The 17,113-nt window shown below is 68.1% G+C and carries 15 protein-coding genes and 1 pseudogene; 14 read left to right on the forward strand and 2 right to left on the reverse strand.

Translation table 11 applies throughout. From position 1 onward, the window contains the following. Positions 1 to 105 precede the first annotated feature (105 nt). The 11 genes from NC7_RS08405 (at position 106) to NC7_RS08455 (ending at position 13,499) form a co-directional block, all read left to right on the forward strand. The gene (locus NC7_RS08405; RefSeq protein WP_067980965.1) at positions 106 to 2,331 is read left to right on the forward strand and encodes a SulP family inorganic anion transporter; all 2,226 of its coding nucleotides are present in this window, start codon (positions 106 to 108) and stop codon (positions 2,329 to 2,331) included. Between the two features lie 32 nt (positions 2,332 to 2,363). After that, positions 2,364 to 2,843 carry a TIGR02611 family protein gene (locus tag NC7_RS08410; protein WP_084458177.1) on the forward strand — a complete coding sequence of 160 codons (480 nt, stop codon included), beginning with the start codon at positions 2,364 to 2,366 and terminating at the stop codon, positions 2,841 to 2,843. After that, positions 2,840 to 3,475, forward strand: coding sequence for a (2Fe-2S)-binding protein (locus tag NC7_RS08415; RefSeq protein WP_067980966.1), 636 nt, complete (start codon positions 2,840 to 2,842; stop codon positions 3,473 to 3,475). The genes NC7_RS08410 and NC7_RS08415 overlap by 4 nt, the downstream gene beginning before the upstream one ends. A 170-nt stretch (positions 3,476 to 3,645) precedes the next feature. Continuing rightward, complete coding sequence (gene thrS, locus NC7_RS08420; protein ID WP_067980967.1) at positions 3,646 to 5,703, forward strand: threonine--tRNA ligase; 2,058 nt, start codon at positions 3,646 to 3,648, stop codon at positions 5,701 to 5,703. A gap of 25 nt (positions 5,704 to 5,728) precedes the next feature. Beyond that, positions 5,729 to 6,283 carry an ATP adenylyltransferase gene (locus NC7_RS08425; RefSeq protein ID WP_067980968.1) on the forward strand — a complete coding sequence of 185 codons (555 nt, stop codon included), beginning with the start codon at positions 5,729 to 5,731 and terminating at the stop codon, positions 6,281 to 6,283. A 79-nt stretch (positions 6,284 to 6,362) separates the two neighbouring features. Next, positions 6,363 to 7,022, forward strand: a complete 660-nt coding sequence (gene pgsA / locus NC7_RS08430; RefSeq protein WP_067980969.1) for a phosphatidylinositol phosphate synthase — start codon at positions 6,363 to 6,365, stop codon at positions 7,020 to 7,022. Beyond that, on the forward strand, positions 7,019 to 7,942 hold the full coding sequence (locus tag NC7_RS08435; RefSeq protein ID WP_067980970.1) for a phosphatidylinositol mannoside acyltransferase: 924 nt from the start codon (positions 7,019 to 7,021) through the stop codon (positions 7,940 to 7,942). The genes pgsA and NC7_RS08435 overlap by 4 nt, the downstream gene beginning before the upstream one ends. After that, on the forward strand, positions 7,939 to 9,063 hold the full coding sequence (locus NC7_RS08440; protein WP_067980971.1) for a glycosyltransferase family 4 protein: 1,125 nt from the start codon (positions 7,939 to 7,941) through the stop codon (positions 9,061 to 9,063). Before NC7_RS08435 ends, NC7_RS08440 begins: the two co-directional genes overlap by 4 nt. Further along, positions 9,063 to 10,109, forward strand: a complete 1,047-nt coding sequence (locus tag NC7_RS08445) for an NUDIX hydrolase (protein WP_067981285.1) — start codon at positions 9,063 to 9,065, stop codon at positions 10,107 to 10,109. The genes NC7_RS08440 and NC7_RS08445 overlap by 1 nt, the downstream gene beginning before the upstream one ends. A gap of 164 nt (positions 10,110 to 10,273) precedes the next feature. Further along, positions 10,274 to 11,194: a pyridoxal 5'-phosphate synthase lyase subunit PdxS gene (gene pdxS, locus NC7_RS08450; protein WP_174550208.1), complete on the forward strand. Its 921-nt coding sequence runs from the start codon at positions 10,274 to 10,276 to the stop codon at positions 11,192 to 11,194. Between the two features lie 211 nt (positions 11,195 to 11,405). Then, entirely contained in the window at positions 11,406 to 13,499 is a 2,094-nt protein-coding gene (locus NC7_RS08455) for a DUF262 and DUF1524 domain-containing protein (protein WP_067980972.1), read from the forward strand. A 67-nt stretch (positions 13,500 to 13,566) separates the two neighbouring features. Here NC7_RS08455 and NC7_RS08460 read toward each other — a convergent pair whose 3' ends face one another. Together NC7_RS08460 and NC7_RS08465 are read right to left on the reverse strand one after the other, a co-directional pair. Continuing rightward, positions 13,567 to 14,367, reverse strand: a complete 801-nt coding sequence (locus NC7_RS08460) for a hypothetical protein (protein WP_067980973.1) — start codon at positions 14,365 to 14,367, stop codon at positions 13,567 to 13,569. Positions 14,368 to 14,446: 79 nt separating this feature from the next. Continuing rightward, positions 14,447 to 14,839, reverse strand: a pseudogene (locus NC7_RS08465) (prevent-host-death protein); the annotation flags it as partial. 39 nt (positions 14,840 to 14,878) lie between these two features. On the opposite strand from NC7_RS08465, the gene NC7_RS08470 reads away from it, so the two are divergent. From NC7_RS08470 to NC7_RS08480, 3 genes are all read left to right on the forward strand, one after another. Further along, positions 14,879 to 15,613, forward strand: a complete 735-nt coding sequence (locus tag NC7_RS08470) for a sulfite exporter TauE/SafE family protein (RefSeq protein WP_067981286.1) — start codon at positions 14,879 to 14,881, stop codon at positions 15,611 to 15,613. A gap of 41 nt (positions 15,614 to 15,654) precedes the next feature. After that, entirely contained in the window at positions 15,655 to 16,431 is a 777-nt protein-coding gene (locus NC7_RS08475) for an inositol monophosphatase family protein (protein ID WP_067980974.1), read from the forward strand. 160 nt (positions 16,432 to 16,591) lie between these two features. After that, positions 16,592 to 17,092 (forward strand): WKL family lipoprotein, encoded by a 501-nt coding sequence (locus NC7_RS08480; RefSeq protein ID WP_067980975.1) that lies wholly within the window; start codon positions 16,592 to 16,594, stop codon positions 17,090 to 17,092. Positions 17,093 to 17,113 lie beyond the last annotated feature (21 nt).

Here is a 17,113-nt window from a genome sequence, read left to right on the forward strand (position 1 = left end):
GTTGCGGCACACTGGCTTTGCCAAGTCTTTACCAATAGATTGATCGCCTGTGCCATTCCTTCCCGGTTCACCGTCGCACCGGGGTTCCCTGCGTGAAGGAGAGACATGTCCGTAGAACACGATCTCGCCCCGCCGCCGCCGGCCGAGGTCGCACCCCTGCCCGACAAGCCGTCCCCCGCACCGCGGTGGCAGAACCTGCTGCGTCACGACCTGCCCGCCTCCATCGTCGTCTTCCTCGTCGCGCTGCCGTTGTCGCTCGGCATCGCGGTCGCCTCCGGCGCACCGGTCGCCGCCGGACTCGTCGCCGCCGTGATCGGCGGTGTCGTCGCCGGATCGCTGGGCGGGTCGGTCCTGCAGGTCAGCGGCCCCGCCGCCGGACTCACTGTCGTCGTTGCCGAGTCGATTACCCAGTTCGGCTGGCGGACAACCTGTTTCATCGTCGCTGCGGCCGGTGTGCTGCAGATCCTGTTCGGGCTCAGCCGGATCGCGCGCGCGGCGCTGGCCGTGGCGCCCGTCGTGGTACACGCCATGCTCGCCGGTATCGGCATCACCATCGCGTTGCAGCAGATCCACGTGCTGCTCGGTGGTTCCTCGCACAGCAGCGCCTGGCGCAATCTCGTCGAACTGCCCGGTCAACTGCTGTCGGTACACGGTGGCGGTGCCCTGGTCGGTGCCGTGGTGATCGCGGTGATGCTCGGCTGGAAGTACGTCCCACCGGCATTGCGCGCGGTGCCCGGCCCACTCGTCGCGGTGGTCGTCGGCACCCTGATCTCGTTCCTGTTCACCGACGTCGACCGCATCGTCCTCGACGGCTCGATCTTCGACGCCATGCAACTGCCGCAACTGCCCTCGGGTGACTGGGCCGCCGTGGCCATGATGGTGCTCACCATCGCGCTCATCGCCAGCGTGGAGAGCCTGCTCTCCGCCGTCGCGGTCGACAAACTGCACACCGGCCCGCGCACCGATTTCGACCGGGAACTCATCGGTCAGGGTTCGGCGAACGTGCTCTCCGGTCTGGTCGGTGGACTCCCGATCACCGGCGTGATCGTGCGCAGCTCCGCCAATGTGGCCGCGGGCGCGCGCTCGCGCGCCTCGGCCATCATGCACGGCGTCTGGGTGCTGGTGTTCTCCGTCGCGCTGGTCGGCCTGGTCGAGCAGATCCCGATGGCGGCACTGGCCGGTCTGCTCATCGTCATCGGCATCCAGCTGGTGAAGATCGCCCACATCCGGTCGGCCAAGCGCACCGGTGACCTGCTGATCTACCTCGTCACGGTGCTCGGCGTCGTCTTCCTCAACCTGCTCGAGGGTGTGCTGCTCGGACTCGGCCTGGCCTTCGCGCTGCTGCTGTGGCGGGTGGTGCGGGTGCAGGTGAGCGCGGTGCCGGTGGGAGCGCGCTGGCTGGTCCGGATCGACGGATCCTGCACTTTCCTCGCGCTGCCCAAGCTGTCGTCGGAACTGGCCAAGGTGCCCGCCGGTGCCGAGGTGACGGTGGAGATGACCGTCGACTTCCTCGACCACGCCGCCTTCGAGGCCATCGAAGAGTGGCAACGTCAGCTGGAGAGTTCCGGTGGCCGCGTCGATTTCGTGGAGATCGGCAGTGCGCGGATGGCCGGTGCCGACGCGGCGCCGCCCGCCCGTGGATTCGGGCGGCAGGTGTGGGACGAGTTCCTCGGACCGTGGCGCCACCGCACGTCCGGTGGCGACGCGCTGCGGGCCGGGGTGTCGGCCTTCCATCGCAGCCACGCCCACGTGGTCCGGCCGCACCTGGACGGGCTGCGCGACCGGCAGGATCCCGACTCGTTCTTCCTCACCTGCGCGGATTCGCGGATCGTGCCCAATGTGATCACCTCCAGCGGGCCCGGTGACCTGTTCACCGTGCGCAACGTGGGCAATCTGGTGCCGATCACCGGCGACCACTCCGTCGAGGCGGCGCTGGCGTTCGCGCTCGAGGAACTGGCCGTGCGCTCGGTGGTCGTCTGTGGGCACTCCGCCTGCGGGGCGATGAAGGCGGTCTACACCGGTGCCGACGCCGAGGGCGGTCTGAGTTCCTGGCTCGCCCACGCCGAGGCCAGCCTCGAGCGGTTCCGCTCCGGTCATCCGGTGGTCCGCGCGGCCAGGGCTGCGGGTTTCGACGAGGTCGACCAGCTCAGCATGGTGAATGTGGCGGTGCAGGTCGAAACGCTTGGCAAGCACCCGGCGGTGCGTCGCGCGGTCACCGAACGCGGACTCGTCGTGTCGGGGCTGTTCTTCGACATCGCCGGTGCGCGGGTGCTCGAGGTGACCGCCGACGGCGTGCGCGCCATCGACGGCGACATCGGCATCGGGCTGTGACCGCTCGGCGGTCGGCTCGTTAGGCTGGGACGATGACCAGCGAGCCGACCGCCGACCGCGCCGAATCCGACACCGTGGCCACCGCTTCCGGCTCGTCCGGACGGTGGGACGCGGTGAAGGATCGTGCGCGCGCCTTCCGGGAAGGCATCGCCGCCCGCCCTATCCTGAACGCCGGTTACCGCGTCGCCGTCGGCGTGATCGGTGGATTGGTGTTGCTCGTCGGGATCATCACGATCCCCTACCCGGGACCGGGCTGGGCGCTCGTCTTCGCCGGGTTCGGCATCCTGGCCACCGAGTTCATGTGGGCGCACCACACCCTCACCTGGGTGCGTGGCAAGTACCGGATCGTCATGGACTGGTACACCTCACGCGGCTGGGTGATCAAGACGCTCGGCGCGGTCGCCACCTTCGCCCTCGTCGTGGTGACGTTGTGGCTGCTCGGCACTTATTCGATGGTCGGCGGGTGGATCGGAGTCGATTGGCCATGGTTGCGCAGTCCCCTGATGTCGTGAGCACGGCCCCCGGCCGAGCACTCACCGATCCGGCCTGGCTCTCGGCGCGGATCACCGAGATGAGCCGCTCGTGGGGCACCGAGACGCCACGCGTCGGCGCCACCCTGTGGTGGTGCATGGTCGCCTCGGCACTGGTCGAGCCCATCACCTGCGCCTACGCGAAGGGCTACCCCGCGCCCCTGGCCGTACTCGACGAATTCGACTGCGAGATCCGCCCCGACGGCGGCGTGGAGCGGGTGCGGTTCCGGTCCTTCGCGCAGGTCACCTCCGGTGATGCCGCGTTCCCGACCCGCGCCGCGGATTGCGCGGGCGCCGCTCTGTACGAGACGCTGGCGGCCGTGATTCCCCAGGTGGCTGCGGTCTCCGGGGCGCGAGCGCCCGCCCTGTGGGCGATCGTCACCGACGCCATCGGTAACCGTGCCCTCGACGCGGGCGACCGCGCCGCCGGAGAACAACTCGCCGCCGAGATCGGTTCCCGGCTGCTCTCCCCCCGTTTCGTCACCCTCGGCACCCGCACCTTCGTCAAACGGATCTCGTGCTGCCTGGTCTACGAGGTCCCCACCTGCACCATGTGCACCAGCTGCCCCAAGCGCCCGCCCGCCGAGCGCACCGCCCTGTTGTCGAAGGCCTGAATCGGCCACCTCGGGACGTCGTCCGCGCCCGGCTGGGGTCGGGGGAGCGGGGAGCCCGAGTCGCGGGGAGACGAGGAAGGCTTTCCCAGTAGAGTTGGGCGCGGTGCGGGGATGGCCCGCACCACTGTGGGGTCCGTCCCGCAGAACGCGACGTCAAGGAGAGCATTCCCGTGACCACCTCTGCACCGATCAGCCCAGTCGCGCTCGTCACCGTGCCGGCCGGGACTACCGCGGGCGCGGCGGTGCGGGAAGCGGGTCTGCCGACCAAGGGGCCCGACACCATCGTGGTCGTGCGCGACGCCGAGGGCGCGCTCAAGGACCTGTCCTGGGTTCCCACCGAAGACGCCGAGGTCGAGCCGGTCGCCGCGAACACCGAGGACGGTCGCAGCGTGATCCGGCACTCGGCCGCGCACGTGCTCGCCCAGGCGGTGCAGCAGGAGTTCCCCGAGGCCAAGCTCGGCATCGGCCCGCCGATCAAGGACGGCTTCTACTACGACTTCCGCGTCGAGAAGCCGTTCACGCCCGAGGATCTGGCCAAGCTGGAATCCCGGATGAAGAAGATCGTCAAAGGCGCGCAACGCTTTTCGCGCCGCGTCGTCGACGTGGAGGACGCACGCGTCGAGCTGGCCGGTGAGCCGTTCAAGCTCGAACTCATCAGCGACAAGTCCGGCATCGACGACCCGGAGATCATGGAGGTCGGCGGCAACGAGCTGACCATCTACGACAACCTGGACCCGCGCACCGGCGAGAAGCTGTGGGGCGACCTGTGCCGTGGCCCGCACATCCCCACCACCAAGTTCATCCCCGCCTTCAAACTCACCCGCTCCTCGGCCGCGTACTGGCGTGGCGACCAGGACCGGGAGGATCTGCAGCGCATCTACGGCACCGCCTGGGAATCGACCGAGGCGATGGACGAGTACCTGCACCTGCTGGCCGAGGCCGAACGCCGCGACCACCGCAAACTTGGCCTCGAACTCGACCTGTTCTCCTTCCCCGACGAGCTCGGCTCGGGCCTGCCGGTGTTCCACCCCAAGGGCGGCATCATCCGCAAGGAGATGGAGGAGTACTCGCGTCAGCGCCACATCGACGCGGGCTACGAGTTCGTCAACACCCCGCACATCACCAAGGGCGCGCTGTTCGAGACCTCCGGCCACCTGGACTGGTACCGCGACGGCATGTTCCCGGCCATGCACCTGGACGCCGAACTCAACGACGACGGCACCGTGCGCAAGCCAGGCCAGGACTACTACGTCAAGCCGATGAACTGCCCGATGCACAACCTGATCTTCCGGGCGCGTGGTCGGTCCTACCGTGAGCTGCCGCTGCGCATGTTCGAGTTCGGGTCGGTGTACCGCTACGAGAAGTCCGGCGTGATCCACGGCCTGACCCGCGTGCGTGGCATGACCCAGGACGACGCCCACATCTACTGCACCAAAGAGCAGATGCACGGCGAACTCACCACCACCTTGAACTTCGTGCTGTCGCTGCTCAAGGACTACGGCCTCGACGACTTCTACCTGGAGCTGTCGACCAAGGACCCGAAGAAGTTCGTCGGCTCCGACGAGCTGTGGGAAGAGGCCACCGAGACCCTGTCGAAGGTGGCGTCGGCCTCGGGCCTGGAACTGGTCCCCGATCCGGGCGGCGCCGCGTTCTACGGCCCGAAGATCTCGGTGCAGGCCAAGGACGCCCTCGGCCGCACCTGGCAGATGTCGACCATTCAGCTCGACTTCAACCTGCCCGAGCGGTTCAACCTCGAATACACCGCCTCCGACGGCACCAAGCAGCGTCCGGTGATGATCCACCGCGCCCTGTTCGGTTCCATCGAGCGGTTCTTCGGTGTGCTCACCGAGCACTACGCGGGGGCGTTCCCCGCCTGGCTGTCGCCCGTGCAGGTGGTCGGCATTCCCGTGGCGGAAAACTTCGCCCCGCACCTCGATTCGGTGATCGAGCAGCTGACCGACGCCGGTGTGCGCGCCCAGGTGGACCGCAGCGACGACCGCATGCAGAAGAAGATCTTCAACCAGACCGCGCAGAAGGTGCCGTTCATGCTGCTGGCCGGTGCCCGCGACGTGGAATCCGACGCGGTGAGCTTCCGCTTCCGCGACGGTACCCAGGTCAACGGGGTGCCGGTCGCCGACGCGGTCGCGACCATCGTGGCCTGGGTCGGCAATCGGGAGAACGCCTCGCCGACCGCGGAGGGTTTCGAGATCGTCAAGGCGCGGGCGTGAGTGGTCGGCGCTCGGAGGAGGCAGCATGAGCGAGCAGGTCGAGGCGTCGGCGGGTTCCATCGTCGACGCGGGGGCGGGCAGGCCCGACCGGTTGCAGCGGATCTGGACGCCCTACCGGATGTCCTACATCACCGGTGAGGTGAAGCCCAAGGACGCCACCGGGCACCCGTTCACCGACATTCCCAAGATGCCCGACGAGGACGGTCTCATCATCGCCCGCGGCGAGCACGTGTACGCCGTACTCAACTTGTACCCGTACAACCCGGGACACATGATGGTGGTGCCGTACCGCCGGGTAGCCGACCTGGAGGACCTCACGCCCGCCGAGAGCGCGGAACTGATGGCGTTCACCCAGCAGGCCATCCGCGTGATGAAACGGGTCTCACGGCCCGCCGGATTCAACGTGGGACTCAACCTGGGCGGGGTGGCCGGTGGTTCGCTCGCCGACCACCTGCACCAGCACATCGTTCCGCGCTGGGGCGGGGACGCGAACTTCATCACCGTGGTCGGCGGGGTGAAGGTGATGCCTCAGTTGTTGCGCGAGACGCGGCAGCTGCTGGCGGAGGCGTGGGAGGCGTAGATGTGGGATCAGCGCGAAGCCGCGCACAGCGCATCCGATCGGGTGCGGGTGCCCCGCACGGCGCAGGAGGAATAACACCGTGCTCAGCTTCTTCGGGCGGCAGACGTTTGCCAAAGCGACTGCGCCGCTGGGCAAAGCGCTCGTCAAGACCGGGCTCACCCCCGACACGATGACCCTGATCGGCACCGCCGCGACGATTGTCGCGGCGGTGACGCTGTTTCCCAGCGGTCACCTGTTCTGGGGGACGATGGTCATCTGGCTGTTCGTCATGTTCGACATGCTCGACGGTGCGATGGCTCGGGCCCGTGGCGGCGGAACGAAGTACGGCGCGGTGCTCGACGCCACCTGCGATCGGGTGGCCGACGGCGCGATCTTCGCGGGACTGGCCTGGTGGGCGGTGTACCACGAGCAGAGCAGGCAACTGTTCGTCGCCACGTTGATCGTGCTGGTCACCTCGCAGGTGATCTCGTACGCGAAGGCACGCGCCGAGGCCAGCGGGCTCTCGGCCGACGGCGGGATCATCGAACGGCCCGACCGTTTGGTGATCGTGCTCGTCGGTGCCGGGCTCACCGGGATCGGCGGGCACTGGGGGATCGGCTGGCTCACCTGGGCGGTGTACGTGGCCATGTGGGTACTTGCCGTGCTCAGCACCGTCACCGTGTTCCAACGGGTGCTCGCGGTGCGCAACTCGCCGGGCGCGCGCACCGTGATCCCGCCGCAGCAGGCGGAGGCGTCATGACGATCGGTGAACGCCTCGGCGATCTCGGCTACGCGGCGGGCTGGCGACTGGTTCGTTCGGCGCCGGAACCGTTGGCGCGCAAAGTCTTCGACCTCGGCGCCGACCGGGCAGCCAAGGGTGGGGGACCGGTGCAGTTGCGCCGCAACCTCGCCCGCGTTCTCGGTGTCGCCCCCGCCGAGGTCCCCGACGACCTGATCCGGGCGAGTATGCGCTCCTACGCCAGGTACTGGCGTGAGGCGTTCCGCTTGCCGAGCATGGACCACACCACCATCGACTACTACGTCGCCGGGCTGGAACATCTCGACGCCGCCCTGGACGAGGGGCGTGGTGTCATCTTCGTGCTGCCGCACTCCGGCAACTGGGACATGGCCGGGGTGTGGCTGGTGCAGCACTACGACACCTTCACCACCGTCGCCGAGCGGTTGAAACCCGAGTCGCTGTTCGAGCGGTTCGTCGCCTACCGCGAAAGCCTCGGGTTCGAGGTGTTCCCCCTCACCGGCGGAGAGCAGCCACCGTTCGTCGCGCTCGCCGAACGCCTGCGGCAGAACCGGATCGTGTGTCTGATGGGTGAGCGCGACCTCACCGGCCGCGGCGTGCCCGTCGAGTTCTTCGGCGAACGCACCTGGATGCCCGCCGGTGCGGCGAAACTGGCCATCGAGACCGGGGCCGCGCTCATGCCGGTGCACGGATGGTTCACCACCGAACCCGACGGCACCGAAGGGTGGGGCCTGAAAACCGAAGCGCCCCTCGATGTCTCGGGTGGCGTCGCGGCGGCGACCCAGGCGCTGGCCGACCGGTTCGCCGCGAACATCGCCGAACACCCCGCCGATTGGCACATGCTGCAACCGCTGTGGGAAGCCGACCTCTCCCCGGAACGGCTGGCGCGGATCGCCGCCGGCCGGACAGGGGGGACGCGGTGAAGATCGGCATGGTCTGCCCGTACTCGTTCGACGTACCCGGCGGCGTGCAGGCCCACGTGGTCGAGTTGGCGCGGGTGTTCCTCGAGCGCGGGCACCGGGTGAGTGTGCTCGCCCCCGCGTCCGACGACACGCCGCTGCCCGACTTCGTCGTCTCGGCCGGTCGTGCCGTCGCCATTCCCTACAACGGGTCGGTGGCGCGGTTGTCGTTCGGGCCGATGGCCTACACCCGCATCCGCCGCTGGATCGACAGCAACGACTTCGACGTGCTGCACATCCACGAACCCAACGCGCCGAGCCTGTCGATGCTCGCGCTCAAGATCGCCGAAGGTCCCATCGTGGCGACCTTCCACACCTCGACGACGAAGTCGTTGGTGCTCAGCACCTTTCAGGGCGTGCTCCGCCCGTACCACGAGAAGATCAGCGGCCGGATCGCCGTCTCGGAGCTGGCCAGGCGCTGGCAGGTCGAGGCGCTCGGGTCGGACGCGGTGGAGATCCCCAACGGGGTCGACGTGTCGGCGTTCGCGCGCGGCCCGCTGCTCGACGGCTACCCGCGCGTGGGTCGGACGGTGCTGTTCCTCGGCCGTTACGACGAACCACGCAAGGGCATGGATGTGCTGCTCGCGGCGCTCCCAGCGCTCGTCGAACGCCATCCCGACGTCGAGATTCTGATCGTCGGGCGCGGCGACGAGGACAGGTTGCGCCGCGAGGCCGGGCCGAACGCCGGGCACCTGCGCTTCCTCGGGCAGGTCTCCGACGCCGAGAAGGCCGCCGCGCTGCGCAGCGCCGACGTGTACGTGGCGCCGAACCTGGGCGGGGAGAGCTTCGGCATCATCCTCATCGAGGCCATGGCGGCCGGAACCCCGGTGGTGGCCAGCGAACTCGACGCCTTCCGCCGCGTGCTGCGCGACGGCAGCGCCGGACTGCTCACCCCCGTCGGTGACTCGGCCGCGCTCGCCGAGGCCATCGACACCCTGCTGACCGACGACGACACCCGCGACCAACTGGTGCGCACCGCCACCCAGGTGGTCGCCGCCTACGACTGGCCGGTGGTCGCCGAACAGATCCTGCGAGTGTACGAGACCGTCACCGTCGGCGACAACAGGGTGCGGGCCGCCGGATGATCACCTTCTCCGCGACCGCCGTTCTCGTCCTCGGACTGGTCGCCCTGTTCGTGCTCGCGCTCGGCGTGTGGGCGGCCTCCACCGCCAACCGGCTCGACCGACTGCACGTGCGTTCGGACCGGTCCTGGCAGGCGCTCGATGCCGCGCTGGCCCGGCGCGCGGTGGTCGCGCGCGCGGTCGCCATGGCCATCGCGGGCCCGGCGACCACCGATCCGCCCCGGGCGGAACGGGCCGCCCAGCTGGCCTCGCTGGCCGACTGGGCCGAACGCGCCGACCGAGGCGAGCGCGAGACCATCGAGAACCAGCTCTCCGCCGCGTTATCGACGATCGATATCGGCCAGCTGCGCCCGCAGCTCGTCGCCGAACTCGCCGATGCCGAGGCCAGGGTGCTCATCGCGCGCCGGTTCCACAACGACGCCGTGCGCGACACCCTCGCCCTGCGCACCCGTCGACCGGTGCGCTGGCTGCACCTGGGCGGCACCGCCCCGCTGCCGACCTATTTCGAGATCACCGAACGCGCCACACCGGCCGCCGCCACCGGGCTCGAGGTGCACACCACCCGCACCTCGGCGCGCGTGGTGCTGCTCGACGAACAGGATCGTGTGCTGCTGCTGCGCGGGCACGATCCGATGGTGCCCGAGGTGGCGTTCTGGTTCACCGTCGGCGGCGGAGTGGAACCAGGGGAGAGCCTGCGGGAGACCGCGGTCCGCGAGGTGTACGAGGAGACCGGGCAGCGGATCGACCCGGCCGCGTTGCGCGGGCCGCTGTGGCGGCGGGTCGCGGTGTTCCCGTTCAACGGTGAACTCATCCGCTCCGAGGAACTGTTCTTCACCCTGCGCGCCCCCGGATTCGACTGGCGTCCCGCCGACCTCACCGCGCTGGAACGGCGGACCATCACCGACCACCGGTGGTGCACACCCGCCGACATCCGTGCTCTCGACGCCACCGGCGAGGCGGTGTACCCGTACCACCTCGACGAGTTGCTCGCCGAGGCGATCGGCGCCGCGAGCGCCGACACCGAACCGGTGGTCCGCTCCATCCGCTGAGTGTGTGTCGCCTCACCCCATGTGCTCGGCGGGCGGTCCAGATGCGGCGGTCGGCGGCATCGGCCCAGGTCGGCACCAGTCCAGTGGGCTTCGACTGGCTATGAACCCCGATTCGGGGGGCACCTAGAATCGGGGAGACCACACAGTCTGCCCGTCAGGTGCACATGACCCAGGAGAATGCCGTGACTACGCCCGAGACCACCTCAACCGTCGGCACCGCCCGCGTGAAGCGCGGCATGGCCGAGATGCTCAAGGGCGGTGTGATCATGGACGTGGTCACCCCGGAGCAGGCCAAGATCGCCGAGGACGCCGGTGCCGTCGCGGTCATGGCGCTCGAGCGGGTGCCCGCCGACATCCGCGCCCAGGGTGGCGTGTCCCGGATGAGCGACCCGGACATGATCGACGGCATCATCTCCGCCGTATCCATCCCCGTGATGGCCAAGGCCCGCATCGGTCACTTCGTGGAGGCGCAGATCCTGCAGAGCCTCGGCGTCGACTACATCGACGAGTCCGAGGTGCTCACCCCCGCCGACTACGCCAACCACATCGACAAGTGGAACTTCACTGTCCCCTTCGTCTGTGGCGCCACCAACCTGGGTGAGGCACTGCGCCGCATCACCGAGGGCGCGGCCATGATCCGCTCCAAGGGCGAGGCGGGCACCGGCGACGTCTCCAACGCCACCACCCACATGCGCACCATCCGCGCCGAGATCCGCCGCCTGACCTCCCTGTCCGAAGACGAGCTGTTCGTCGCCGCCAAGGAACTCCAGGCCCCCTACGAGCTGGTCCGCGAGGTCGCCCAGACCGGCAAGCTCCCCGTCGTGATGTTCACCGCCGGTGGCATCGCCACCCCCGCCGACGCCGCGATGATGATGCAGCTCGGCGCCGAGGGCGTCTTCGTCGGCTCCGGCATCTTCAAGTCCGGCAACCCCGAACAGCGCGCCGCCGCCATCGTCAAGGCCACCACCTTCTACGACGACCCCGACGTCCTGGCCAAGGTCTCGCGCGGCCTTGGCGAGGCCATGGTCGGCATCAACGTCGAGGAGATCCCCCAGCCCCACCGCCTCGCCGAGCGCGGCTGGTGAGCTGAGACCACCGACCATCCAGGTCTTCGGGCGGGCGTCGTGCGTGTGCACGGCGCCCGCTGTCGTCTGCGCTCAGCGCACAGCCGTTCTGGTGACGGCATCGAGCGTTCGTTGATGTAGGAGGCCTGAAAGGGGCTGGGGATGTTGATGTCTCGCGCCTTTGTCGGTTGCTGACGATAGATTGCCTATCAGACCGACGAGAAGGAGAACGGTGAAGGCTGTCGACTCGCACCTGCTCACCCTGCTCAAGGCGAGCAGCCAGTTCATCGTGCCGATCTACCAGCGGCTGTACTCATGGCAAGAGGGGGAGTGTGCCCAGCTGTGGGCTGATGTCATCCGGGCCGGGTCTACCCCCGCACTCGGATCGCACTTCACGGGATCCATCGTCTATGTCGCCAAGGAGCAGTCCACCAACACCTCGGCCGACCCTGACCTGATTATCGACGGCCAGCAGCGGGTGACCACGGTGACTCTCATCCTTGCGGCCCTGGCCGATCGACTCGACAAGTTGCCGCCGGATCAACGCGAGCCGTGGGACGGGTTCTCGCCCAAGAAGATTCGGAACAGATTCCTGCTGAACGACGACGAGGACGGTGAGCGTCAGTTCAAGCTGATCCTGTCCCAGAGCGACAAGCAGGCGCTGATCGCGATCCTGCAGGGTGCGCCCCCGCCCGCTGACGCGATCACTCGGGTCACCGAGAACTACGAGTTCTTCCGGCGCAAGCTCGCGGAGCCGGGTCTCGACTTGGCAGTCGTCAGCAAAGGACTCGACAAGCTCGTCGTGGTCGACGTGAAGCTCGAGCGCGGGGTGGACAACCCCCAGCTCGTGTTCGAGGCGATGAACTCCACCGGCAAGAAGCTGTCGCAGGCCGACCTGATCCGCAACTACGTCCTGATGGACCTGCCGCCGAAGCAGCAGGAGAAGCTGTACACAGCCTACTGGCGTCCCATGGAGCTCGAGTTCGCCGGAGCGGACGAGAGCCAGTTCGACGAGTTCGTCCGCCACTACCTGACGATCAAGAGCGGCGAGATCCCGCGTCTGGACGACATTTACGATGCCTTCAAGGACCACGCGGCCAGGTTCACGACGACAGATGACACGATCCAGTCGCTCGTCGTCGAACTGCGTCAGTACGCCCGGCGCTACGTGGCGATGGCGCTGGGCAAGGAGAGCGACCCGAAGTTGCTCCGAGCCTTCAAGGACCTGGACCAGATCAAGGCCGACGTCGTGTACCCGTTCCTGCTCGAGGTCTACACCGACTACGACCTCGAGATCCTGACACGGGAAGACGTGCTGCAGATCGTCGACCTCGTCACGTCCTACATCTTCCGTCGCGCGGTCTGCCGCATCCCCACCAACTCCCTGAACAAGACCTTCGCCGGCTTCAGCGCCGCAGTACGCAAGGATCGCTACCTCGATAGCGTCAGGGCTCAGTTCCTCAGCATGAAGAGCTACCGAAGGTTTCCGAGCGACGCCGAGTTCGAGGCGGGCCTCGGGAACAACGACCTCTACAACTTCCGCCGCCGCTCCTACTTCCTGCGCATGCTGGAAAACTTCGGCAGAAAGGAGCACGTGACGATCGAGAACTACACGATCGAGCACATCCTGCCGCAGAACGAGAACCTCTCGGCCGACTGGCGCAGCGCACTCGGTGACAACTGGCAGGAGGTCCAGGCGAAGTACCTGCACACTCTGGGCAACCTGACGTTGACCGGTTACAACTCCGAGTACTCCGACCACCCGTTCGAGAAGAAGCGCGACATGGCGGGCGGGTTCAGGGACAGCCCCCTGCGGCTCAACAAGGGTTTGGGGCAACTCGCAAGCTGGAACGCCGACGAGATCCGAGCGCGAGCCGCGCGGCTCGCAGGCGACGCCCTCGAAATCTGGACCCGTCCCGAACTCCCGGCCGAGACCCTCGCGGAGTTCGAAGGCAAGCGTGCTGAGTCCGACTTCACCATCGAGGACCACCCGCATCTGCTTCCACAACCCAGGCGCTCGCTGTTCGAGAACTTCAGCGCCGAGGTCTTGGCCCTCGACCCTGGCATCACCCAGCAGTTCCTCAAGCTCTACGTCGCCTTCAAGGCCGAGACCAACTTCGTCGATGTCGTCCCGCAGAAGGCAAGGATGAGGCTGAGTCTGAACATCCCGATAGAATCGCTGCGCGATGAGCGCGGCTTGGCCTGGGACGTCAGCGGCAAGGGGCACTGGGGTAACGGCCCTACCGAAGTCGGGCTGGACGAGGACACGGACCTCGGCTATGTCATCGGTCTGGTCCGCCAGGCGTTGGAGTTCCAGATGGGTTGAGCACTGCGAGCCGCGCTTGTCCGAACATGGCTGGTAATTCCTTCGGATATGAGCGATCCCGTGGGTCCTATCCTTCGGTCGAGCCTGTTCCTGGCGGTACACGGTCCAGGGCGTCCCCGAAGTCCTCGGCGTATCCGAGCAGCAGGAGACGCTGGGTCGGTAGCGACTCGGCCAACTCCGCCCAGCACGTGGCCTCTGGGCAGCCGTAGAGGTCGGTCAGATCCGCGATCAGCGCCGTGACCTGTTTCGGAGTGGGTGGCGTCGGACGGTCGAATCCGAGCAGTGTGGCGCCGAGACCGGTGAATCGGTAGCCGTGGTCGGCCATCCGCCGGACGACGGCGTGGTTGGCGAAAATGTCCCGATCAGCGGTGAAGTAGCCGTTCGGGATTCCCGCGATCGCGAGATCGTCGCGGGCGACCGGTACTCGCTGGATCAGGACGACATCGTCGAGCACCACGTCGGGTGTGCGGTTCATGGCGGCGAGTGCGTCCAGGTCGTAACTCGAAACCGTCGAAGTCCCGTGCAGCGTCGACCACTCGATCTGCCGGTCCGGGTCGTCGAGGAGCGCGGCGATCCGGCCTGTCGACGCGTTGTCGTACCGGTGTACCGCGGCGGGATCGTCGTCGTCGGGCTCCTCATCCCAGTCGTCGTCGCGGAGCGCGAGGGTGGCGTGCATGCTCGTGTACGCGCACTGATACGGGTCGTCGAGCGTGCAAACGATGCGATCGCCGGGATGCCGGGCGCGAGCCGCGTCGAGCGCGTCGAGGACTTCCGCGAATCCGGTGACGTCGTCCAGCTGAGCAATGGTGTTGGAATCGAGCCGATCGCGTCGCACGGGGTCGTGGTGCCCGAAGAGGGTGGTCTTCATCGGGTCATCCTCACACGCTCGAATCCGGTACAGCACAAGGCAATCGGGTGGGCGCCGCACCGCACGTCGGCGGCCGCCACTATGGACGCTCGACAACGTCGTCGCCGTCCAGCCACTCCAGGTCCGTCCTGCCCAGTCCCGCGGCGATCGCGGTCGCCGTTTCCTTCCAGGACGTCAGTTCGGCGATCGCGAGGTGCGGCTGGTCGGTGGAGAACGAGGCGCGGGCTGCGTCCACGAGGTTCTGCGCGCAGGTGTCTCGGTCGGCGGGTGAGAGTGCGAGCATCCATGGGAATGCCTTGGACATGCGCTCGGCGAGTGAGCCGTTGTCGTCGAGGGTGACGGTGATGAGCTGCGCGGCGAACTCGAGCAGGCGCGCGCGCCCCTCGGCCTCGCGTTGCGACATCAGCACCAGCGCCTCGCCGTCGCGGCGGGTCACCGTGACGGGGTGATTCTCGGCCTCGGCGAAGACCTCTCGAAGCGCTGCCGATCGGACGTACCGTACAGTCGGTACGTGACCGTGCTCGACTTCTTCTTGCTGGTCGTCGCGGGATTCTTCACCGGGTTGATCGGGTTCGTCACCGGGATGGCGTCGATCGTGTCTTATCCGGCGTTGCTGGCCGTCGGGTTGCCGCCGGTGACGGCGAATGTGACCAATACCGTGGCGATGGTGGCCGTGGGGGTGGGGGCTACCGCCAATTCGGGGCGCGAACTCACGGGGCGGGGGCGCACGCTCGTGTGGTGGGCGGGGTTGTCGGCGCTGGGTGGACTGCTCGGGGCGCTCGCCTTGCTGGTGGCGCCCGAGGGCACCTTCGAGGTGGTGGTGCCGTTCCTGGTCGCGGCGGCGTCGATCGCATTGCTGGTGCAACCGGTGGTGCGCAAGCACGTGGGCGAACTCAGTGCGCCGTGGATCGTACCGCTGGGGATCCTGCTGATCTCGGTGTACGGCGGGTACTTCGGGGCCGGTGCGGGCGTGATCTACCTGTCGATGATGCTGCTGTGCACCTCCGAATCCGTGTGGAGCGCATCGGTTCTCAAGAGTTTCCTGCTCGGCATCGCCAATCTGGTCGCGGCTCTGGGTTTCGCGATGTTCGGGCCGGTGCACTGGTTCGCGGCGCTCGGCCTCGCGATCGGGGCGCTGGTCGGTGGGTGGTGCGGGCCGCCGGTGGTGAAGGTGATCCCGCCGAACCTGCTGCGGGTCGCGGTCGGCGTACTCGGACTCGGGCTCGCGGTGTACCTGGCGCGCTGAACCGGACCCCGAGCACCACCGGACTCCGTAGCCTGAGAACGGTGCACCACTCCGATGTCGACATCGCGATCCGCGCAACAGAACTCGCGTCACAGGTGATCCGGTCGTCGTTCCACGCACCTGTCACCCGCTACGCCAAACAGGGCGACGACTTCGCCACCCAGACCGACCTGGCCGCCGAACGCGCCATCCTGGAGGTCCTCGCCTCGGCCCGCCCGCACGACCGGTTCGTCGCCGAGGAATCCGGCACCACCGGCGCGCCGGACAGCGACCGCACCTGGTTCGTCGACCCGCTGTGCGGCACGAGGAATTTCGCGGTCGGCACGCAACTCGTCGCGGTGAATGTCGCCTTGCGAGTCGGTGACACCGTCCGCGTCGCGGCTGTCGGGGCGCCGTTCACCGGCGAGGTGTTCTGGACCTCGGGTGAGGACGCGTTCCGCCGCCACGACGGTCACGACACCGTCCTGCGCCCGGACGCGGGCAGTCGCCTGATCGACGTCGACCTGGACAACCCGCTGCCCTGGTCGAGGCCCACCCAGTTGCTCGACCGCCTCGCCGCCGACTTCCACCCGCGCGTGCTGTCGACCTCGCTCGCCCTGGTCTGGGTCGCGGCGGGCAGGCGCGCCGCCTATGTCGCGGGCGGCGACCACCGCGACGACGTCCACTTCACCAGTGCGGTGGCCGTCTGCCGTGCGGCGGGCTGCGTTGTCACCGGAATCGCCGGTCAACCATTGCATTCGGCGCCGCACGGACTCCTCGCCGCCGCCGATGCCGACACGCACGCCCGCCTGGTCGAGGCGGTCCTGGCGTTGCGTTGAGCAGCTGGTCACGGCGGGTTACCGGCCAGTCTCAGACTTTCCTCAATAACGCTGGGTAGCGTCCTGGCCGAGGCACCGTGGCCCGCGTCGTGTGGCGCCGGTACCGTGCCGTTGGCGCCCACTGGGCGAAAACCGTTGACCCGACGCAAAGGACGAGTGGATGAAGCTTCGTAGGACCGGACGTGTCGCGATCGCAGGCCTGGCCGTGGTCGCCGCATTGGGAATGAGTGCGTGCAGTGACGACAAGGGCGACAAGCCCGCCGCCAAGTCCACGACCAGTGCTCCGGCCACGACCACGGCCGCTGCCGCGAACCTGCCTCCCGTGCCGACGGTGGAGGAGCTCAACGCCCAGCTCAACACCGCACTCGACCCCTCGGTGCCCAACGAGCAGAAGCTGGACTTCGTGCAGGGCGGCGAGGCCGACCCCGAGCTGCCCAACCGCCTGGCCGTCGCCGCCCGCGACGCCGGGGCACAGGTGCAGGTCACCGAGGTGACCTCCTTCGGTGACAGCGTGAACGCCAAGGCCAACTTCACCGTCAACGGCCAGACCAATGTGGTCGACGTGCCGTTCGTCGCCGAGGACGGCAAGTGGAAGGTCCAGAAGTCGTGGGCCTGCACCATGCTCACCAACCTGGGCCAGCAGTCGGTCGCCTGCGCCTGACATCGCCCCGGTGAAGCCCCG

This window comes from Nocardia caishijiensis NBRC 108228 (assembly GCF_001612825.1).
GTDB classification, from domain to species: domain Bacteria; phylum Actinomycetota; class Actinomycetes; order Mycobacteriales; family Mycobacteriaceae; genus Nocardia; species Nocardia caishijiensis.

What these genes read in the sequence shown, in the direction of transcription:
- pdxS (WP_174550208.1), top strand. Translation starts at nt 10,274, where the DNA reads ATGACCCAGGAGAATGCCGTGACTACGCCCGAGACCACCTCAACCGTC.
- NC7_RS08410 (WP_084458177.1), top strand. Translation starts at nt 2,364, where the DNA reads ATGACCAGCGAGCCGACCGCCGACCGCGCCGAATCCGACACCGTGGCC.
- NC7_RS08425 (WP_067980968.1), top strand. Translation starts at nt 5,729, where the DNA reads ATGAGCGAGCAGGTCGAGGCGTCGGCGGGTTCCATCGTCGACGCGGGG.
- NC7_RS08435 (WP_067980970.1), top strand. Translation starts at nt 7,019, where the DNA reads ATGACGATCGGTGAACGCCTCGGCGATCTCGGCTACGCGGCGGGCTGG.
- NC7_RS08405 (WP_067980965.1), top strand. Translation starts at nt 106, where the DNA reads ATGTCCGTAGAACACGATCTCGCCCCGCCGCCGCCGGCCGAGGTCGCA.
- NC7_RS08460 (WP_067980973.1), bottom strand. Translation starts at nt 14,367, where the DNA reads ATGAAGACCACCCTCTTCGGGCACCACGACCCCGTGCGACGCGATCGG.
- NC7_RS08480 (WP_067980975.1), top strand. Translation starts at nt 16,592, where the DNA reads ATGAAGCTTCGTAGGACCGGACGTGTCGCGATCGCAGGCCTGGCCGTG.